Source organism: Micromonospora sp. CNZ295, assembly GCF_004217535.1.
On the sequence record NZ_SHKZ01000001.1, the window covers coordinates 822,566 to 838,155 of the forward strand.

14 protein-coding genes and 1 pseudogene are annotated in these 15,590 nt (G+C 71.8%); 9 read left to right on the top strand and 6 right to left on the bottom strand.

Going from position 1 to position 15,590, the window contains the following annotated elements; genetic code table 11:
• The first annotated feature begins 27 nt into the window (after positions 1-27).
• The 6 genes from EV376_RS03850 to EV376_RS03875 all read left to right on the top strand — a co-directional run bounded on the left by EV376_RS03850 (position 28) and on the right by EV376_RS03875 (position 8,613).
• A complete protein-coding gene (locus EV376_RS03850) occupies positions 28-825 on the top strand; it encodes a TIGR03084 family metal-binding protein (RefSeq protein WP_130320779.1) in 798 nt (265 codons plus the stop codon).
• A complete protein-coding gene (locus tag EV376_RS03855; RefSeq protein WP_130320780.1) occupies positions 822-2,507 on the top strand; it encodes an acyclic terpene utilization AtuA family protein in 1,686 nt (561 codons plus the stop codon). Before EV376_RS03850 ends, EV376_RS03855 begins: the two co-directional genes overlap by 4 nt.
• Positions 2,504-3,670: an acyl-CoA dehydrogenase family protein gene (locus EV376_RS03860; RefSeq protein ID WP_130320781.1), complete on the top strand. Its 1,167-nt coding sequence runs from the start codon at positions 2,504-2,506 to the stop codon at positions 3,668-3,670. Before EV376_RS03855 ends, EV376_RS03860 begins: the two co-directional genes overlap by 4 nt.
• 55 nt (positions 3,671-3,725) lie before the next feature.
• On the top strand, positions 3,726-5,327 hold the full coding sequence (locus EV376_RS03865) for a carboxyl transferase domain-containing protein (protein WP_130320782.1): 1,602 nt from the start codon (positions 3,726-3,728) through the stop codon (positions 5,325-5,327).
• 113 nt (positions 5,328-5,440) lie between these two features.
• Positions 5,441-7,453: an ATP-binding protein gene (locus EV376_RS03870; protein WP_130320783.1), complete on the top strand. Its 2,013-nt coding sequence runs from the start codon at positions 5,441-5,443 to the stop codon at positions 7,451-7,453.
• Positions 7,450-8,613 (top strand): acyl-CoA dehydrogenase family protein, encoded by a 1,164-nt coding sequence (locus tag EV376_RS03875; protein ID WP_130320784.1) that lies wholly within the window; start codon positions 7,450-7,452, stop codon positions 8,611-8,613. The genes EV376_RS03870 and EV376_RS03875 overlap by 4 nt, the downstream gene beginning before the upstream one ends.
• 276 nt (positions 8,614-8,889) lie before the next feature.
• Here EV376_RS03875 and EV376_RS03880 read toward each other — a convergent pair whose 3' ends face one another.
• Positions 8,890-9,081 (bottom strand): MerR family transcriptional regulator, encoded by a 192-nt coding sequence (locus EV376_RS03880; RefSeq protein ID WP_130320785.1) that lies wholly within the window; start codon positions 9,079-9,081, stop codon positions 8,890-8,892.
• 288 nt (positions 9,082-9,369) lie between these two features.
• Here EV376_RS03880 and EV376_RS03885 point away from each other — a divergent pair, with 288 nt between their 5' ends.
• From EV376_RS03885 to EV376_RS30690, 3 genes and pseudogenes are all read left to right on the top strand, one after another.
• Complete coding sequence (locus EV376_RS03885; RefSeq protein WP_130320786.1) at positions 9,370-9,588, top strand: hypothetical protein; 219 nt, start codon at positions 9,370-9,372, stop codon at positions 9,586-9,588.
• Positions 9,585-9,860, top strand: a pseudogene (locus EV376_RS30685) (hypothetical protein); the annotation flags it as partial. The gene EV376_RS03885 and the pseudogene EV376_RS30685, both read left to right, overlap by 4 nt.
• A 97-nt stretch (positions 9,861-9,957) precedes the next feature.
• Positions 9,958-10,446, top strand: coding sequence for a hypothetical protein (locus EV376_RS30690; protein ID WP_486482508.1), 489 nt, complete (start codon positions 9,958-9,960; stop codon positions 10,444-10,446).
• A gap of 44 nt (positions 10,447-10,490) precedes the next feature.
• Here EV376_RS30690 and EV376_RS03900 read toward each other — a convergent pair whose 3' ends face one another.
• The 5 genes from EV376_RS03900 to EV376_RS03920 all read right to left on the bottom strand — a co-directional run bounded on the left by EV376_RS03900 (position 10,491) and on the right by EV376_RS03920 (position 15,583).
• Positions 10,491-11,063 (bottom strand): PIN domain-containing protein, encoded by a 573-nt coding sequence (locus EV376_RS03900; RefSeq protein WP_130320787.1) that lies wholly within the window; start codon positions 11,061-11,063, stop codon positions 10,491-10,493.
• Between the two features lie 4 nt (positions 11,064-11,067).
• The gene (locus EV376_RS03905; RefSeq protein ID WP_130320788.1) at positions 11,068-11,598 is read right to left on the bottom strand and encodes a helix-turn-helix domain-containing protein; all 531 of its coding nucleotides are present in this window, start codon (positions 11,596-11,598) and stop codon (positions 11,068-11,070) included.
• 109 nt (positions 11,599-11,707) lie between these two features.
• On the bottom strand, positions 11,708-12,757 hold the full coding sequence (locus EV376_RS03910; RefSeq protein ID WP_130320789.1) for a hypothetical protein: 1,050 nt from the start codon (positions 12,755-12,757) through the stop codon (positions 11,708-11,710).
• Entirely contained in the window at positions 12,754-13,677 is a 924-nt protein-coding gene (locus tag EV376_RS03915; protein WP_130320790.1) for a transporter substrate-binding domain-containing protein, read from the bottom strand. The genes EV376_RS03910 and EV376_RS03915 overlap by 4 nt, the downstream gene beginning before the upstream one ends.
• Positions 13,678-13,813: 136 nt before the next feature.
• Entirely contained in the window at positions 13,814-15,583 is a 1,770-nt protein-coding gene (locus EV376_RS03920) for an alpha/beta hydrolase family protein (RefSeq protein WP_486482509.1), read from the bottom strand.
• Positions 15,584-15,590 lie beyond the last annotated feature (7 nt).

Genomic DNA, 15,590 nt, shown 5'->3' on the forward strand with positions numbered 1-15,590 from the left:
CCCCACCGCCGCACCCCCGGAGGCACCATGGTCGACCTGACGGATCTGCTCACCGATCTGGCCACCGAGTCGGAGCAGCTGGACGCCCTCGTGTCGCCGCTGTCCGCCGCCGGTTGGGCCCGTCCCACGCCCGCCCCGGGCTGGACGATCGGTCACCAGATCGCGCACCTGGCCTGGACGGATCACGTCGCGCTGCTCGCGGCGACGGACGCCGACGCGTTCTACGCGTCGGTGACCTCCGCACCGGACCCGACCCGGCTGGTCGACGCGGGCGCGGAGGAGTTCCTCACGCCGCCGGCCGAGCTGCTGGCCCGCTGGCGGGCCGGCCGCGCGACGCTGGCCGCCACGCTCGCGGCGGCCCCGCCGGGCGAGAAGCTGCCCTGGTACGGCACCCGGATGTCGCCCGCCTCGATGGTCACCGCCCGGCTCATGGAGACGTGGGCGCACGGGCAGGACGTGGCCGACGCGCTCGGCGTCGACCGGCCCGCCACGGCGCGCCTGCGGCACATCGCGTACCTCGGCTTCCGTACCCTCAAGCACTCCTTCGTCGCGCACGGCCGGGAGGTGCCGGCGGCGCCGGTCCGGGTCGAGCTGGTCGGACCCGACGGGACGACCTGGGCGTACGGCCCGGAGGAGGCCGTCGACCGGGTCACCGGGCCGGCGCTGGACTTCTGCCTCCTGGTGACCCAGCGCCGGCACCGCGCCGACCTCGCCCTCACCGCGACCGGGCCGGTCGCCGACGCGTGGCTGGACGTCGCGCAGGCCTTCGCCGGCCCGCCCGGCGGCGGCCGCGAGCCCCGGTCGGCCCGGGAGGTGCCCGCGTGAGCGACGGGCTGCGCATCGGCAACGCGTCCGGCTTCTACGGCGACCGGTTCAGCGCCTGGCGGGAGATGCTCGACGGCGGCGAGTTGGACGTGCTGACCGGGGACTACCTGGCCGAGCTGACCATGCTCATCCTCGGCCGGGACCGGATGCGCGACCCCGGTCTCGGGTACGCGAAGACCTTCCTCCGCCAGCTCGAGGGCACGCTCGGCACCGCGCTGGACCGGGGCGTCCGGATCGTCACCAACGCCGGTGGGCTGAACCCGGCCGGCCTGGCCGCCGCCGTCCGGTCGCTGGCGGAGCGACTCGGGCTCGACGTCAAGGTCGGGTACGTCGAGGGCGACGCCCTCCAGCGCCCGGACGCGCTGACCGCGAACGCGTACCTCGGGGCGTTCGGCATCGCCGCCGCCCTCGACGGTGGCGCGGACGTGGTGCTGACCGGCCGGGTCACCGACGCCTCCCTGGTGGTCGGCCCGGCGGTCGCCCGGTTCGGGTGGGGCCGTGGCGACCTGGACGCGCTGGCCGGGGCGACCGTCGCCGGCCACCTGCTGGAGTGCGGGGCGCAGGTGACCGGCGGCAACTTCAGCTTCTTCACCGAGCTGCCCGACGGCGCGCACCGGCCGGGCTTCCCCGTCGCGGAGCTGCACCGGGACGGCTCGTCGGTGATCACGAAGCATCCGGGCACCGGGGGCGCGGTCACCGTCGAGACGGTCACCGCGCAGCTCCTGTACGAGGTGGGCGGGCCCGCGTACCTCGGCCCGGACGTGGTGACCCACCTGGACACGGTGGCCCTCAGCCCGGACGGGCCGGACCGGGTACGCGTGTCCGGCGTCCGGGGCACGCCCCCACCGGAGACGTTGAAGGTGGGCGTCAACAACCTCGGGGGCTTTCGCAACTCGATGACGTTCGTCCTCTGCGGACTGGACATCCCCGCGAAGGCCGCCCTGGTACGCGGCCAGATCGAGGAGGCGGTCGGCAAGGACGGGCTGGAGTTCGTACTCGCCCGCACCGACCACGCCGACGCCCCCGACACCGCGGCGGCGAGCGCGCTGCTGCACGTACACCTGCGGGACGGCGACAAGGCACGGGCCGGGCGGGCGTTCTCGGCGGCCGCGGTGGAGCTGGCCCTGGCCTCGTACCCGGGTTGCACGCTGACCACGCTGCCCGGCGACGCAACGCCCTACGGGGTCTTCACCGCCGACACCGTGCCGCAGGCCGAGGTGCCGCACGTGGCGGTCCTTCCCGACGGCACCCGCGTGCCGATCCCCCCGCCGCCGGTCACCCGGGCTCCGGAGCCGGCGGCGCCACCGGAACCGATGGCCGGCCCGTCCTCGTACCCGACCCGGCGTGGCCCGCTGGGTGAGCTGGTGGGCGCGCGGTCGGGTGACAAGGGCGGCGACGCCAACCTGGGCGTCTGGGCGCGGACCGACGCGACCTGGGCCTGGCTGCGCGGCTGGCTGACCGTCGAGCGGCTGGCCGAGCTGCTGCCGGAGACCGCCCCACTGACCGTCGAGCGGTACGAGCTGCCGAATTTGCGAGCGATCAACTTCGTCATCCGCGGCCTGCTCGGGCAGGGGGTGGCCGCGTCCACCCGCTTCGACCCGCAGGCCAAGGCGCTCGGCGAGCTGCTGCGCTCCCGGGTGGCCGACCTACCCGCCGAGCTGATCCCGGGAGTGCCGTCATGACCATCCTGGACACTCCCGAGCGCCGCCAGCTCCGCGACCTGACCCGCGCCTTCGTCACCAGGGAGGTGCTGCCGCACCTGGACGACTGGGAGCGGGCCGGCGAGGTCCCCCGGGACCTGCACGCCACCGCCGCGAAGCTCGGCCTGCTCGGCATCGGGTTCCCCGAGGAGTTCGGCGGCGGCGGCGGGAACCTCCTCGACTCGGCCGTGGTCACCGAGGAGGTGATCCGGGCGGGCGGCTCCTCCGGCCTGATCGCGGCGCTGTTCACGCACGGCATCGCGCTCCCGCACATCGTCGCGGCCGCGGCGGACAGCGCCGCCCGAGCCGCCGGCGGCCGCGACCTCGTCGACCGGTACGTCCGCCCGACCCTGGCCGGCACGATGATCGGCTCGCTGGCCGTCACCGAGCCGGACGGCGGCTCGGACGTCGCCGGCCTACGCACGACCGCCCGCCGCGACGGCGACCACTACCTCGTGAACGGTGCGAAGACCTACATCACCAGCGGCCACCGCGCCGACTTCGTGACCACCGCCGTCCGCACCGGCGGACCGGGCGCGGGTGGCATCTCCCTGCTGGTCATCGACAAGGGCACGCCCGGCTTCACCGTCGGGCGGCGGCTGGAGAAGCTCGGCTGGCACTGCTCGGACACCGCCGAGCTGTCCTTCGCCGACGTCCGGGTGCCGGCGGCCAACCTGGTCGGCGAGGAGAACAGCGGCTTCCTCGCCATCATGCGGAACTTCGCCGCCGAGCGGATCTCCCTGGCCGTCCAGGCGTACGCGACCGCGCAGCGCTGCGTCGAGCTGGCCACCCGCTGGTGTCGGGACCGGGAGACGTTCGGCCGCCCCCTCACCAGCCGCCAGCTCGTGCGGCACCGGCTGGCCGAGATGCACACCCGCGCCGAGGCCGCCCGCGCGTACGTGCTCGCGGTGGCGGAGCGGGTCGCCGCCGGCGAGCCGGCGATCACCGAGGTGGCGATGGCGAAGAACGTCGCCGTGGCCGCCTGCGCCGAGGTGGTCGACGCCGCGCTGCAACTGCACGGCGGCTTCGGCTACCTGCGCGACGCCGAGGTCGAGCGGCACTACCGGGACCAGCGCATCCTCGGCATCGGCGGCGGCACCACCGAGATCATGAACGAGATCATCGCGAAGGGCATCGGGCTGTGAGTGCGAGGAGTGAGCCGGGTCCGCGAGCCCCGCAGTCACGAACGAAGGAGGCTCCGTGACCACACTGGACAGCGCGATCGACCCCTCCTCGCCCGGGTTCCAGGCGAACCGGGAGGCCCTGCTGGAGCGCCTCGCGGAGCTGGACGCCGCGCTGGGCCAGGCCCGGGCCGGTGGTGGCGAGAAGTACGTGGCCCGGCACCACAAGCGCGGCAAGCTGCTCCCCCGGGAGCGGATCGAGCTGCTGCTCGACCGGGACAGCCCGTTCCTGGAGCTGTCGCCGGTCGCCGCGTACGGCACGGACTTCCCGGTCGGGGCCAGCGTGGTCACCGGCATCGGCGTGGTCGAGGGCGTCGAGTGCCTGATCATCGCCAACGATCCGACGGTACGCGGCGGCGCGGTCAACCCGTGGTCGCTCGCCAAGACCCGGCGGGCGGGTGAGATCGCCCTGGCCAACCGGCTGCCGATGGTCAACCTGGTCGAGTCGGCCGGTGCGGACCTGCCCACCCAGGCGGAGATCTTCATCCCCGGCGGGCGGGTGTTCCGCGACCTGACCCGGCTCTCGGCGGCGCGGATCCCCACGGTCAGCGTGGTCTTCGGCAACGCCACCGCGGGCGGCGCGTACGTGCCGGGGATGTCCGACCACGTGATCATGATCCGGGAGCGGTCGCAGGTCTACCTGGCCGGGCCGCCGTTGGTGAAGATGGCGACCGGCGAGGACGCCGACGACGAGTCGCTGGGCGGCGCGGCCATGCACGCCACCACGTCCGGCCTCGCCGACCACCTCGCCGAGGACGAGCGGGACGGCATCCGGCTGGCCCGGCAGTGCGTACGCCGGCTCAACTGGCGCAAGCACGGCCCGCCGCCGCGGACGGCCGTCCCGCAACCACCGAAGTACGACCCGGAGGAGCTGCTCGGCATCGCCAGCGCCGACCTGAAGGTGCCGTTCGACCCGCGTGAGGTCCTCGCCCGGGTGCTGGACGGCAGCGAGTTCGACGAGTTCAAGCCGGCCTACGGCACCGCGCTGGTCACCGGCTGGGGCGAGCTGCACGGGTATCCGGTCGGCGTCCTCGCCAACGCCCGGGGCGTGCTGTTCAGCGAGGAGGCGCAGAAGGCGGCGCAGTTCATCCAGCTCGCCAACGCGGCGGACACCCCGCTGATCTTCCTGCAGAACACCACCGGCTACATGGTCGGCACCGAGTACGAGCAGCGCGGCATCATCAAGCACGGGGCCCTGATGATCAACGCGGTCTCGAACTCGACGGTGCCGCACCTGACCGTCAACCTCGGCGCCTCGTACGGCGCCGGCAACTACGGCATGTGCGGCCGGGCGTACGAGCCGAGGTTCCTGTTCACCTGGCCGAACGCCAAGTCGGCGGTGATGGGCCCGGCGCAGCTCGCCGGTGTGCTGTCGATCGTCGCCCGGCAGGCCGCCGCGGCGAAGGGCCGGGAGTACGACGAGGAGTCCGACGCCGCGATGCGGATGATGGTCGAGCAGCAGATCGAGTCCCAGTCCGGGGCGCTCTTCCTCTCCGGCCGGCTCTACGACGACGGCGTGATCGACCCCCGGGACACCCGTACCGTCCTCGGCCTCTGCCTGTCGGCGATCCACAACGGACCGGTGAAGGGCGCCGACGGCTTCGGCGTCTTCCGGATGTGAGCTGTGAGCGCGAGGAACGAGCATTCCTGGGCGGCTCGCGGGGGACGCGGCCGCGCAGGAACGCGAGCAGTAGCGGAGCGGAGTCCCGCAGTCGCGAACGAAAGGCAGGCTCAGTGATAAGCAGGCTTCTGGTCGCCAACCGGGGCGAGATCGCCCGCCGGGTCTTCGCCACCTGCCGGGCGCTCGGCGTGGAGACGGTCGCCGTGCACTCCGACGCGGACGCCGACGCGCCCTTCGTCGCCGAGGCCGACCACGCCGTCCGGCTGCCCGGGAACACGCCGGCCGAGACGTACCTCCGGATCGACCTGATCCTCGACGCGGCCCGCCGGTCCGGCGCGGACGCCGTCCACCCCGGCTACGGCTTCCTGGCCGAGAACGCCGAGTTCGCCACCGCGGTCACCGACGCCGGCCTGACCTGGGTCGGGCCGCCCGCCAAGGCGATCGCCGCGATGGGCGACAAGATGGCGGCGAAGACGCTGCTCGCCGAGGCGGGCGTGCCGATGCTGCCCACCTGGACCGACGCCGACCGGGTGGCCAGCTTCCCGGTGCTGGTCAAGGCGTCCGCCGGGGGCGGCGGGCGCGGCATGCGCGTGGTCCGCGACCCTGACGGGCTCGCGGACGCCGTCGCCAGCGCGCGCCGCGAGGCGGCGTCGGCGTTCGGCGACGGCACGGTCTTCGTCGAGCGGTACGTCGAACGCGGCCGGCACGTCGAGGTCCAGATCTTCGGCGACGGGTACGGGACGGTGGTCGCCCTCGGTGTCCGCGAGTGCTCGATCCAGCGCCGCCATCAGAAGATCGTCGAGGAGGCGCCCGGCGTCCTCCCGGACGGCGTGCGGGAGCGACTGCACGAGGCGGCGGTGGCCGCCGGCCGGGCGGTCGAGTACGTGGGCGCGGGAACGGTCGAGTTCCTGCTCGCGCCCGACGGGGAGATCTACTTCCTGGAGATGAACACCCGCCTCCAGGTCGAGCACCCGGTCACCGAGCTGACCACCGGCCTGGACCTGGTCCGGCTGCAACTCCTCGTCGCCGAGGGTGCTCCGCTGCCGGTGACGGCGACCCCGCCGGCCGCCGGGCACGCGATCGAGGTACGCCTCTGCGCCGAGGACCCGGCCCAGGGCTACCGGCCGGCGACCGGCACCCTGCACCGGTTCGCCCTGCCCGGTGTGGCGACCGAGTTCGGGCCGCTGCCGGCCTCCGGCCTGCGCCTGGACTCCGGCGTGGTCGACGGCTCGGTGGTGGGCGTTCACTACGACTCGATGCTCGCCAAGGTGGTCGCCTGGGCGCCCACCCGCGCCGAGGCGGCCCGCGCCCTGGCCGGCGCGCTGGCCCGGGCCGAGCTGCACGGCGTGGCCACCAACCGGGACCTGCTGGTACGCGTCCTGCGCAGCCCGGAGTTCGCCGCCGTCGACGTCGACACCGGCTTCCTGGACCGCCACCCGGAGGTGTTCGAGCCGCTTCTGCCGGCGGATCAGCTCCCCCTGGTCGCGCTGGCCGCCGCGCTCGCCTCGGCCGCCGGCCGTCGCGCGTCCGCGCCGGTGCTGGCCGGGCTCCCGTCGGGCTGGCGCAACGTGCCCGCGTTCCCGCAGGTCACCCGGTTCACCGCCGCGGGCGGCGCCGAGATCGAGGTCCGCTACCGGCTGGATCGCGCCGGCGGTCTCGCCGAGTGGTCGGTGACGCCGGCCGCCTCCGCCCCGACAGCCGAAGGCGAGGCCGCCGAGCCGGTCGTCGCCCTCGTCGAGGCGTACCCGGAGCGGGTCGTGCTGGACGTGGCCGGGGTGCGGCGGGCGTACCGCGTACACCGGGTCGGGTCGGAGGTCTTCGTGGCCGGCCCGGAGGGGGCCGCGAGCCTCACCGAGCTGCCGCGCTTCCCCCTGCCCACCGCGGAGTTGGCCGCCGGGTCGCTGCTCGCGCCGCTGCCCGGCGCCGTGACCCGGGTGCACGTTCAGGTCGGGCAGCGGGTCGCCGCCGGTGACCTGCTGCTGACGCTGGAAGCGATGAAGCTGGAGCACCCCGTGCTCGCCCCCACCGACGGCGTGGTCGCCGAACTGCCCGTCCCGGAAGGCGGCCAGGTCGACACCGGAGCCGTGCTGGCCGTGGTCAATCCCCTTGAGGAGGCTCAGTCATGAACTTCGACCTCACCCCCGAGCAGGAGCAGTTGCGCGACGCCGTGCGGGCGCTGGGCAAGCGGTACGGCCACCGGTACTTCGTGGCGAAGGCCAAGGCCGGCGAGCACACCACCGAGCTGTGGAACGAGGCCGGCCGGCTGGGCTACCTGGGCGTGAACATCCCGACCGAGTACGGCGGCGGGGGCGGCGGCATCACCGACCTGGCGATCGTCTGCGAGGAGCTGGCCGCGGCCGGCTGCCCGCTGCTGCTGCTCGTGGTCTCCCCCGCCATCGCCGCCACGGTCATCAACCGGCACGGCACCGAGCAGCAGCGCAAGCGGCACCTGCCCGGACTGGCGGACGGCTCCCAGAAGATCGTCTTCGCGATCACCGAGCCGGAGGCGGGGTCGAACTTCCACCGGCTCGCCACGGTGGCCCGCCGGGACGGCGACGACTGGGTGCTCTCCGGCCGCAAGTGCTTCATCTCCGGCGTCGACGAGGCCGGTCATGTCCTGGTCGTGGCGCGCACCGAGGACGCGGCGAGCGGCAAGCTCAAGCCGGCGCTGTTCATCGTGCCGACCGACGCGGCCGGGCTCACCTGGTCCAAGCTGGACATGGAGATCCTGTCCCCGGAGAACCAGTTCCTGCTCTATTTGGACGACGTACGCCTGCCCGCTGACGCGCTGGTCGGCGAGTCACTGGACGCCGGCCTGCCGGCACTCTTCTCCGGGCTGAACCCGGAACGGATCACGGTCGCCGCGATGGGCGCCGGCACCGGCCGGTACGCGATCGAGCGCGCGTCGGAGTACACCGCCACGCGGAAGGTGTGGGGCGGGCGGACGATCGGCTCCCACCAGGGGGTGTCGCACCCGCTGGCGCACGCGGCCGTGCAGGTGGAGCTGGCCCGGCTGATGATCCAGAAGGCTGCCGTGCTGTACGACGCCGGGCGCGACCTGGAGGCCGGCGTCGCCGGCAACATGGCGAAGTACGCGACCGGGGAGGCCGCTGCACTGGCGGTGGACACGGCGGTGCAGGTGCTCGGCGGTGCCGGCATGACGACGGAGTACGGGGTGGCGACGCTGCTGGGGGCGGTACGGGCAGGGCGGATCGCGCCGGTCAGCCGGGAGATGATCCTCAACTTCGTCGCGCAGCACGTACTCGGCCAGGACAAGTCGTACTGACATCGGATCAGGCTGGTGAGGCACCGCATACCAAGGCTCACCTATGCCCGGCCTTCTCGTTGGCGGGCTTGGTCTTCTTCGACCCTGACGCCGACGTCGGGCGCCAGCGATCTGACCGCCAGGCCAGGATTGGCAGCCGGTTCAGGTTGCCCGCGCCCAACGGCCAAGTTCCTTGCGCTCGGAGCTTCATCTGGAGGGACCGCTGCACGGCCACCAGCTCGTACTCCTGCCCCAGCCCGTCCTGACGCTGAGCGGGTTGCCGCCAAAGCGCGCAGATTAACCCGGGGTGTCGTCCTCGGTCGGGCGCGGCTGGCGGTACTCCTTGATCCAGCGCTCGATGTCCTCGGCTAGCCACACCTTCATGCCTCGAAGTTCCTGGTACGGCTTGGGGAAGGTGGGGTACCGGGCGAGCTGCTGGAACCGCTGCCGCGAGACACCCAGGCGCTGGGCGATCTCGTATGGCCCCATTAGACGCCCTGGGCCTCGGTCCATGTCCCGAAGGTAGGTGGGTAGAATCTAGTCTGATGGCTATTGCCAGTTGACTAACACGATGGTTGACGGGCATGGTTACCGCATGCCGCGAAGCGTGCAATATCAGGACCAGCCGCCCACCATAGATCTCGTCCCGGTTACCAGGCAACGGACTGTGCAGGCATGGCATGGACGGCGGTGGGTCTGCCGGTCCGCGACTAGCCAGCCCTATACCTCAAGGCAGCGGGTCCCGATCAACCGCGGGCACTGGCCGGGTGAGGGCCGATGACGACGCACGGCCCGGTCCTGCCCATCTGGACGTGCGGCGGCTGCGGCGCCCCCTGGCCCTGCCGCACCCGCCGCAGCGAACTCAGAGCCGAGTACGAGGACGCCCCGGTCTCCCTCGCCCTCTACCTCGGCTCCTGCCTCGTGGCCGCGACCCAGGACATGGCCTGGGCGCCCGCCGGACTGCTCCACCGCCGCTTCCTCGGCTGGCTCCCATGACCGAACTCCGAGCCGGCATACTGCTCCACATCGGCCGAGCCGCCAGCGTGCAGTTCGTGGCCCCGATCTGGTTCCGCCTGATCCGAGTGCTCGACTGGGTGACGTACGACGGCTGGGTCTGGTTGGACGGCTACCAGCTCGATGCCAAGGGCGACGCCATCGCCCGCCGTACGATCTTCGTGCAGAAGGCAGGACTCCATAGATCTGCCGCCCCAGCCCGTCCAGCAGCGAGTCCTCGGCGCGGAAGCGGTAAATCCGCAGCGGACGTCGCTGCAACGCCTCCTCCGAAGGACAGAGCACCTGCCCGCGTACCTGATCGATCGGCACGCAGCGCACGCCGCCGCGCTCCTCAAGGAGGTCGAGACACCAATGAGCCGCCCGTACAAGCTGACCCGCAACCAACTCAAGTCGCTGTGCCTGCATCAAGCGGTGGCGGACCGTCTGGTCGCCGATTCGGATGAGGTACTGGGCAAGGCCAGAGCGAATCTCGATCGGCTGCTCAAGCAGCACCGGGCGACAACGACCGAGATCTGGCTGAAGCGCTGGCAGAACAAGATCGACGAGGGTGTCGGGGCGGTGCTCGAGGCGCTGACATCGGAAGATTCGGAAGCTGTCGAGCTACGCCAGAACTCGCCCTTCGCTGGGGTGCTCCCCGAACCGCACCGCCAGCAGATCCTCGCGTCCTTCAGCGCAGCGACTCGTGCGGCGGCCAAGACCGCTAGCGCTTCCCGACAGCAGGACGGCGAAGCTGTCCTCGACACCGCCGACGTGCGGGCATGGCTGGCCGAAGCTGCGGTGGATGAGCGAGGGACACACGAAGACAGTGTCGAAACCCTCCGCGCGAGACTGGTTTACTGATGTTTGACGCTGTGAGCCGACGCGGGCATCCGAGATCCAGCCGCTTAGCGCGCCATCATTTCCACCGCAGATGTCATCCCGTATCGCTTGACGAGCGCTTCCAAGATATCTTCTTCGGTCCTAACGGGCCCCGCCCTGCCTGACCGTGCCGCAATGGCAGCCACGGCAGCGCGAGCCCTTACCGGATCGAGGGAAACCGTATTTGCGGCGAACTCCTGCGGCGTGATTACCTGGACCCCAGGAGGCACCCTGCTCGTGGGCAGGTCACGTATGTTGTGCGTGACGATGGCACCGGCGCTGGCGACAACGGCTGCTGCGACCAGATGCTCGTCATCGGGGTCGGGAAGGCCGTAGGTGCCCTCCAGCCCTTCCCAACCCGTGACCTCGGCGTCGTCGAAATGCTGGCGCATCTGTTCGATGAGGTGCCGCGCCCGCCTCGTCGCATCACTGTGCTCCACACCCCGCTCGATTAGCTTTGCCCGCTCCCCGTACTCCAGCTCTTCGAGCACGACACTGCTCCATACCGGTCGGTACATGCCCTCGGTGGCAAGGGAGAGGAGGAAGTCGCGCTGCAAGCTGGGCCATAGAACGCAGGTGTCGAGGAGGGCGGTGAACACGGCTCTATTCTTTCAGGCCCCTCCGTCCACGTGCGACAGCGCGACGCGCCTCCCGCAGTCTCCGCAACACAACATCAAGATCCTCTTCGTCATCGATGTCCACGGAGGTCGCCTCGAGTGCGGCGTACTGCTCGGCTCTGCGCCTTTCCCGGTAGGCAAGCAGGTCCGGCAGCCGTACCCGCCGGTGAGTCCCCACTCGTTCAAACGGGATCCTGCCCTCATCGAGCAACTTGACCACCGTAGGACGGCTGACTCCCAACAGGTCGGCTGCCTGCTGGGTCGTCAACGTCAGGGTCCGCGGGGCGACAGTCACCGCAAACCCCTGCTGGAGAGCCTCGACGACCTGACGAAGCACGCCGTATATCTCGGCGGGAAGTTCCACCCGGTCGCCGGGAGCGGCCCCAGCCAGAAAGTACCGAGGCTCCAACGGGCCCCGGCCGGCCCTTTCGTGAGCCTGCATGAAGTCATGGACCTGAGCCAACCGCTCGTCGGCTTCCGGCAGGTAAGTCTCTTCCTTCAGAGCAGTCGCAGTCATGATCCCTCCTATCGCAGGAATCGTAACCCATATTCGTTTCTTTCGCCTACCCCACTCGCGATGTTCGGTGTCACGGCGAGCCGATCGTTCTAGCAGCCTCTTTCACAGCTCACCGGCACGCCGCGTCCACCCGGTGGACCGGGCGTACCCGCCGCCCCAACCCCTCCAGCAGCGAGTCCTCCACGTGGAAGTCGTGGATGCGCAGCTGGTGTCGGGGCAGTTCCGCCTCCGAGGGGCAGAGCACCTGTCCGCGTACCTCGTCGACCGGCACGTAGCGCACCCCGCCGCGCTCCTGGAGGATCACCATGTTCACGTCGTCGGTCGTCACCACGTGCCCGCGGATCTCCTCTGAAGAGCCCGAAGGGCCGCCAACGGTGGTCACGGTCAGCGGCAGCACCGGTGTGCTGATCACCGGCAGCGCCGCCCACACCAGCACCACCAGCACGGCCGCCTCGGTCACCGAGGCGAGCGGCCGGATCACCACCAGGGACAGCGGCCCGGCGACGAAGAGGGCCAGCAGCGGGGGTACGACCAGCAGTACGATCGGCAGCGCCCCGCCCTGCCGCCACGCGACCCGGAGGGTTGGCACGAGCAGCCACAGGTAGCCCGTGTACGCCGCCGCGACCAGGAGAGCCCGGACCAGCGGGCGCTCGTGCAGCCGTTCCGGCTTGAGCTGGAACGCCGCGACGAAGGCGGGCAGGAGCAGCGGCAGGTACAGCAGCGGCCAGGTGACCAGGGCCATCAGGAAGCTCGCCGCCATGAACCAGCTCGGCGTGATGTCCATCCACCGGGCGAAGAGCGGCCGGCGGTTCATCCCGGCCACGCTGGCGGCGAGCACCCCGCCGAGCGCGAAGATCGCGACGAGCGCGGTGGAGAGCAGCCGGGCCGCCGTGGTGAGGAAGCCGGCGAGGAGGTTGACCGGCCCGACGTTGGCGACCAGCAGCAGCGTGGTCTGCAACTCGCCGCCGGCCTCGACGCCGAGTCGGAGCACCGAGAAGATCGCCGGTACGCCGACCACGGCCGTCCAGAACGACTGGCTGGCCCGCGCCCGCCGCTCGACCTGGTCCCACCCGCCCCTGACGGCCGGCGGGACATCGGACGACGGCGCCGGATGAAGAACCTCCGGATCACTGCCGGTGGTCGCCGCAGCCGTGCTCATCGCCGGGGCACCTTGTCGTCGAAGTCGACCAGCTTCGGTACGTCGAGCGGTGGCGGTTGCCGCTTCTCCAGGCGAAGCCACGGTCCCAGCGTCCGGTTGTACGCGGTCTGCCACGGGCTGGCCTCCCCTTTGAGCCCCTGCTGGTAGCTCTTGTCGAGGAAGTACGCCACCAGATCGCGCAGCGCCGGGTCGCCGATCGGCACGCCGACGCCGAGCAGTTCGCTGGTGCCGAACGGCATGTCGACGATCTCGAACTCGGTCGGGTAGCGGGCCAGGAAGCCGGCGAGGATGGTCTCGTCGGAGCTGACCGCGTCGTACTTCCCGGCGCGGATGCCCTCGACGCAGTCCCAGACGTCCTTGACCACCAGCGTGCGGACCTGGTGTTTCTCCAGCTCCGCCTCGGTCGTGGAGCCGCCGCTGGTGCAGATCTTGTACTTCGGGTCGCGCAGGTCCTCGATGGTGCGGATGGCGTCCTTGTGCCGGGTCGGGACCAGCACCTCCTGGGTGGTGACAAAGTACGGCCCGGCGAAGCTGACCGACTTCTTGCGTTCCTCGGTGATGGAGAAACTGGACACCACGAGATCCACCACGCCGCCCTGCAGCGCGGGAATCCGGTCCTCGGTGGACACCGGGAAGAACTCCAGCCGGTGCTCGCCCTCGTAGCCGAGGGAGGCCGCGAGGTAGCGGGCGATCTCGACGTCGAAGCCGACGTACCCGCCGTTGCGCACCTCGCCCATCAGCGGCTCGTCGTCGGCCACCCCGATCCGCAGGACGGGCTGGCCCCAGATGTGCGACTCGCGGAGCTTCTCCTGCACCGACGGCAGCTCCGGCTCGCGCTGGCTGTCACAGCCGGCGGCCGCGGCGAGCAGCAGGGTCAGGGCGACGGCCACGGTGGTGGCGACCGAACGGAACCGCGACATGGATCACCTCGTTACGGGGTGGAACCTATGGGCCACCGAGAGTAGCCACCGCCGTCGAGGGGCACCATCGGAGAAAGAGCCGGGGTACGGCGGGCGCCCGATCGCCCGCCGTACCCCGGGGTCTGTCAGCGGACGGTCAGCGAGCCGACCGCGGGCAGCGGCGCCACCACCGGCGGGAGCCGCCGCTTGGGCGTACCCCGGGCGGGGAGCGCACGAGCGTCCGCGGAGGCCGACGCCCGCTCGGTCGCCACCGGCTCCTCGGGCAGCGGCGCGAACGGCTGGATGTCACCGGTGCAGACCGTGCCCATGGCCGGGAGCGCGCCCCGCACCAGGTACGCGTCGACCGCGCCGCGCACGCCGACGTCCCGTACGCGGTGTGGCCCCAGCTGTCGCTGCTGAGCAGCCGGCTGTTCGGCAGCAGCTTCGCCGAGGCGACCGCGCCCCGGTAATTGGTGGCCGGGTCCCAGTAGTTGCCGACCACCAGCACCGGGCTGCTGGTCCGCCGGTTGAACGGGCCGGTGAACCGGTCCTCGTCGCGCACGGTCCAGGTGTCCCGGGCGCACGGCGAGGTGGCCCACGACCACACCCGACCGAAGTACGGGTCCCGCTTGTCGGCGGCCGCCGCCCGGGCCGGCCACGAGGCCGCGTTCCTCGGATGGTTGCCGTCGGTGCAGTCCACGGTCAGGAAGGTCTCCAGCCCGTTGTCGTACGGAAAGTCGAACCTGCGCTGCTGCTGCCGGGCCTGCGCGGCGAGCCGGGCCACGCTGGCCCGCGCCGCCTGCCGGGCGGCCGGGGCCGCGGCCGGGTCGGTCAGCACCAGCAGGTCGGCGGTGACCCCGACGACGTCCTCGTAGCCGAACGGGCCGTAGAGGGCGCTGAGGGTGAACGCCACGAAGTCCGCGTAGGTCACCCGGAACTCGCCGCCCTCCGGGTCCACGATGACCAGCGGGTTGGCGCGCAGCCGCTTGGCCACCAGGTCGTACGAGGCGACCGGGTCACCGGCCGCCAGGACACACGACTCCGCGCCGGCCTTCGCGCACCGGTCCAGGATCTCGCGGAGCGCCTGGTACGCGCCCTGGGCGCTGCGCATCCGGTCCTCCTGGGTGACGTCGCGGGCCCGGCCCTGCCCGACCCAGGCGTTCGGGTCGAGCACGCCGTCGATGACGAGGGCGCGGACCCGGTCGGGGAACATGTTGGCGTAGTACTGGCCGAGGATGCTGCCGTAGCTGAACCCGAGGTAGGTCAGCTTCCGGTCGCCGACGGCCCGCCGCAGCACGTCCATGTCGCGGGCGACCTCGGCGGTGGACATGGCGCCGGTGAGCGGCTTACCCGCGGTGGAGCAGCCCTTCCCGACCGCCTTCGACGAGGTGACGTACGCCTTCTCCTCGGCCTTCGTCCACGGGAACGCGACGTTCAGCCCCGCGTACGCCCGGGTCTGGTCCTTCACCGAGGGGAAGCAGCGCACCTGCTCGCTGGCGTTGACGCCACGCGGGTCGACGCCGACCACGTCGAAGCGGTCGAGTATCTCGTCCCCGAGGAAGAACGGCGCGGCCAGGGCGATGTCGGTGCCGGAGCCACCCGGCCCGCCCGGGTTGACGAAGAGGCTGCCGATGCGGTTTTGCTGGTCGCGCGCCTTGACCCGCAGCAGGGCGACCTCGGTCGTCGCGCCCTTCGGCCGGTCGTAGTCGAGCGGAAGGTCCACAGTGGCGCACTCGGCGTACTCGTAGCAGGGGTACCAGTCCAGTTTCGGCGTCGGGACACGGTCGACGCGGCGGGCCTCCTGCGGGCTGGTGCGGTCGGCGGTGACCGGCCGCCCCCAGCCGGCCTCGGCCGGTGTGACAGCCAATCCGCCGAGGAGGATGCCGGCGATGCCGGCGGCGGCGAGGGACCGGGTTCGTCGTGGCATGTGGACG

Excerpts from the sequence above, each read along its gene's own strand:
- EV376_RS03850 (WP_130320779.1), top strand. The coding sequence starts at position 28 with ATGGTCGACCTGACGGATCTGCTCACCGATCTGGCCACCGAGTCGGAG.
- EV376_RS03910 (WP_130320789.1), bottom strand. The coding sequence starts at position 12,757 with ATGAGCACGGCTGCGGCGACCACCGGCAGTGATCCGGAGGTTCTTCAT.
- EV376_RS03915 (WP_130320790.1), bottom strand. The coding sequence starts at position 13,677 with ATGTCGCGGTTCCGTTCGGTCGCCACCACCGTGGCCGTCGCCCTGACC.
- EV376_RS03920 (WP_486482509.1), bottom strand. The coding sequence starts at position 15,583 with ATGCCACGACGAACCCGGTCCCTCGCCGCCGCCGGCATCGCCGGCATC.
- EV376_RS30690 (WP_486482508.1), top strand. The coding sequence starts at position 9,958 with ATGAGCCGCCCGTACAAGCTGACCCGCAACCAACTCAAGTCGCTGTGC.
- EV376_RS03875 (WP_130320784.1), top strand. The coding sequence starts at position 7,450 with ATGAACTTCGACCTCACCCCCGAGCAGGAGCAGTTGCGCGACGCCGTG.
- EV376_RS03860 (WP_130320781.1), top strand. The coding sequence starts at position 2,504 with ATGACCATCCTGGACACTCCCGAGCGCCGCCAGCTCCGCGACCTGACC.
- EV376_RS03880 (WP_130320785.1), bottom strand. The coding sequence starts at position 9,081 with ATGGGGCCATACGAGATCGCCCAGCGCCTGGGTGTCTCGCGGCAGCGG.
- EV376_RS03885 (WP_130320786.1), top strand. The coding sequence starts at position 9,370 with ATGACGACGCACGGCCCGGTCCTGCCCATCTGGACGTGCGGCGGCTGC.
- EV376_RS03905 (WP_130320788.1), bottom strand. The coding sequence starts at position 11,598 with ATGACTGCGACTGCTCTGAAGGAAGAGACTTACCTGCCGGAAGCCGAC.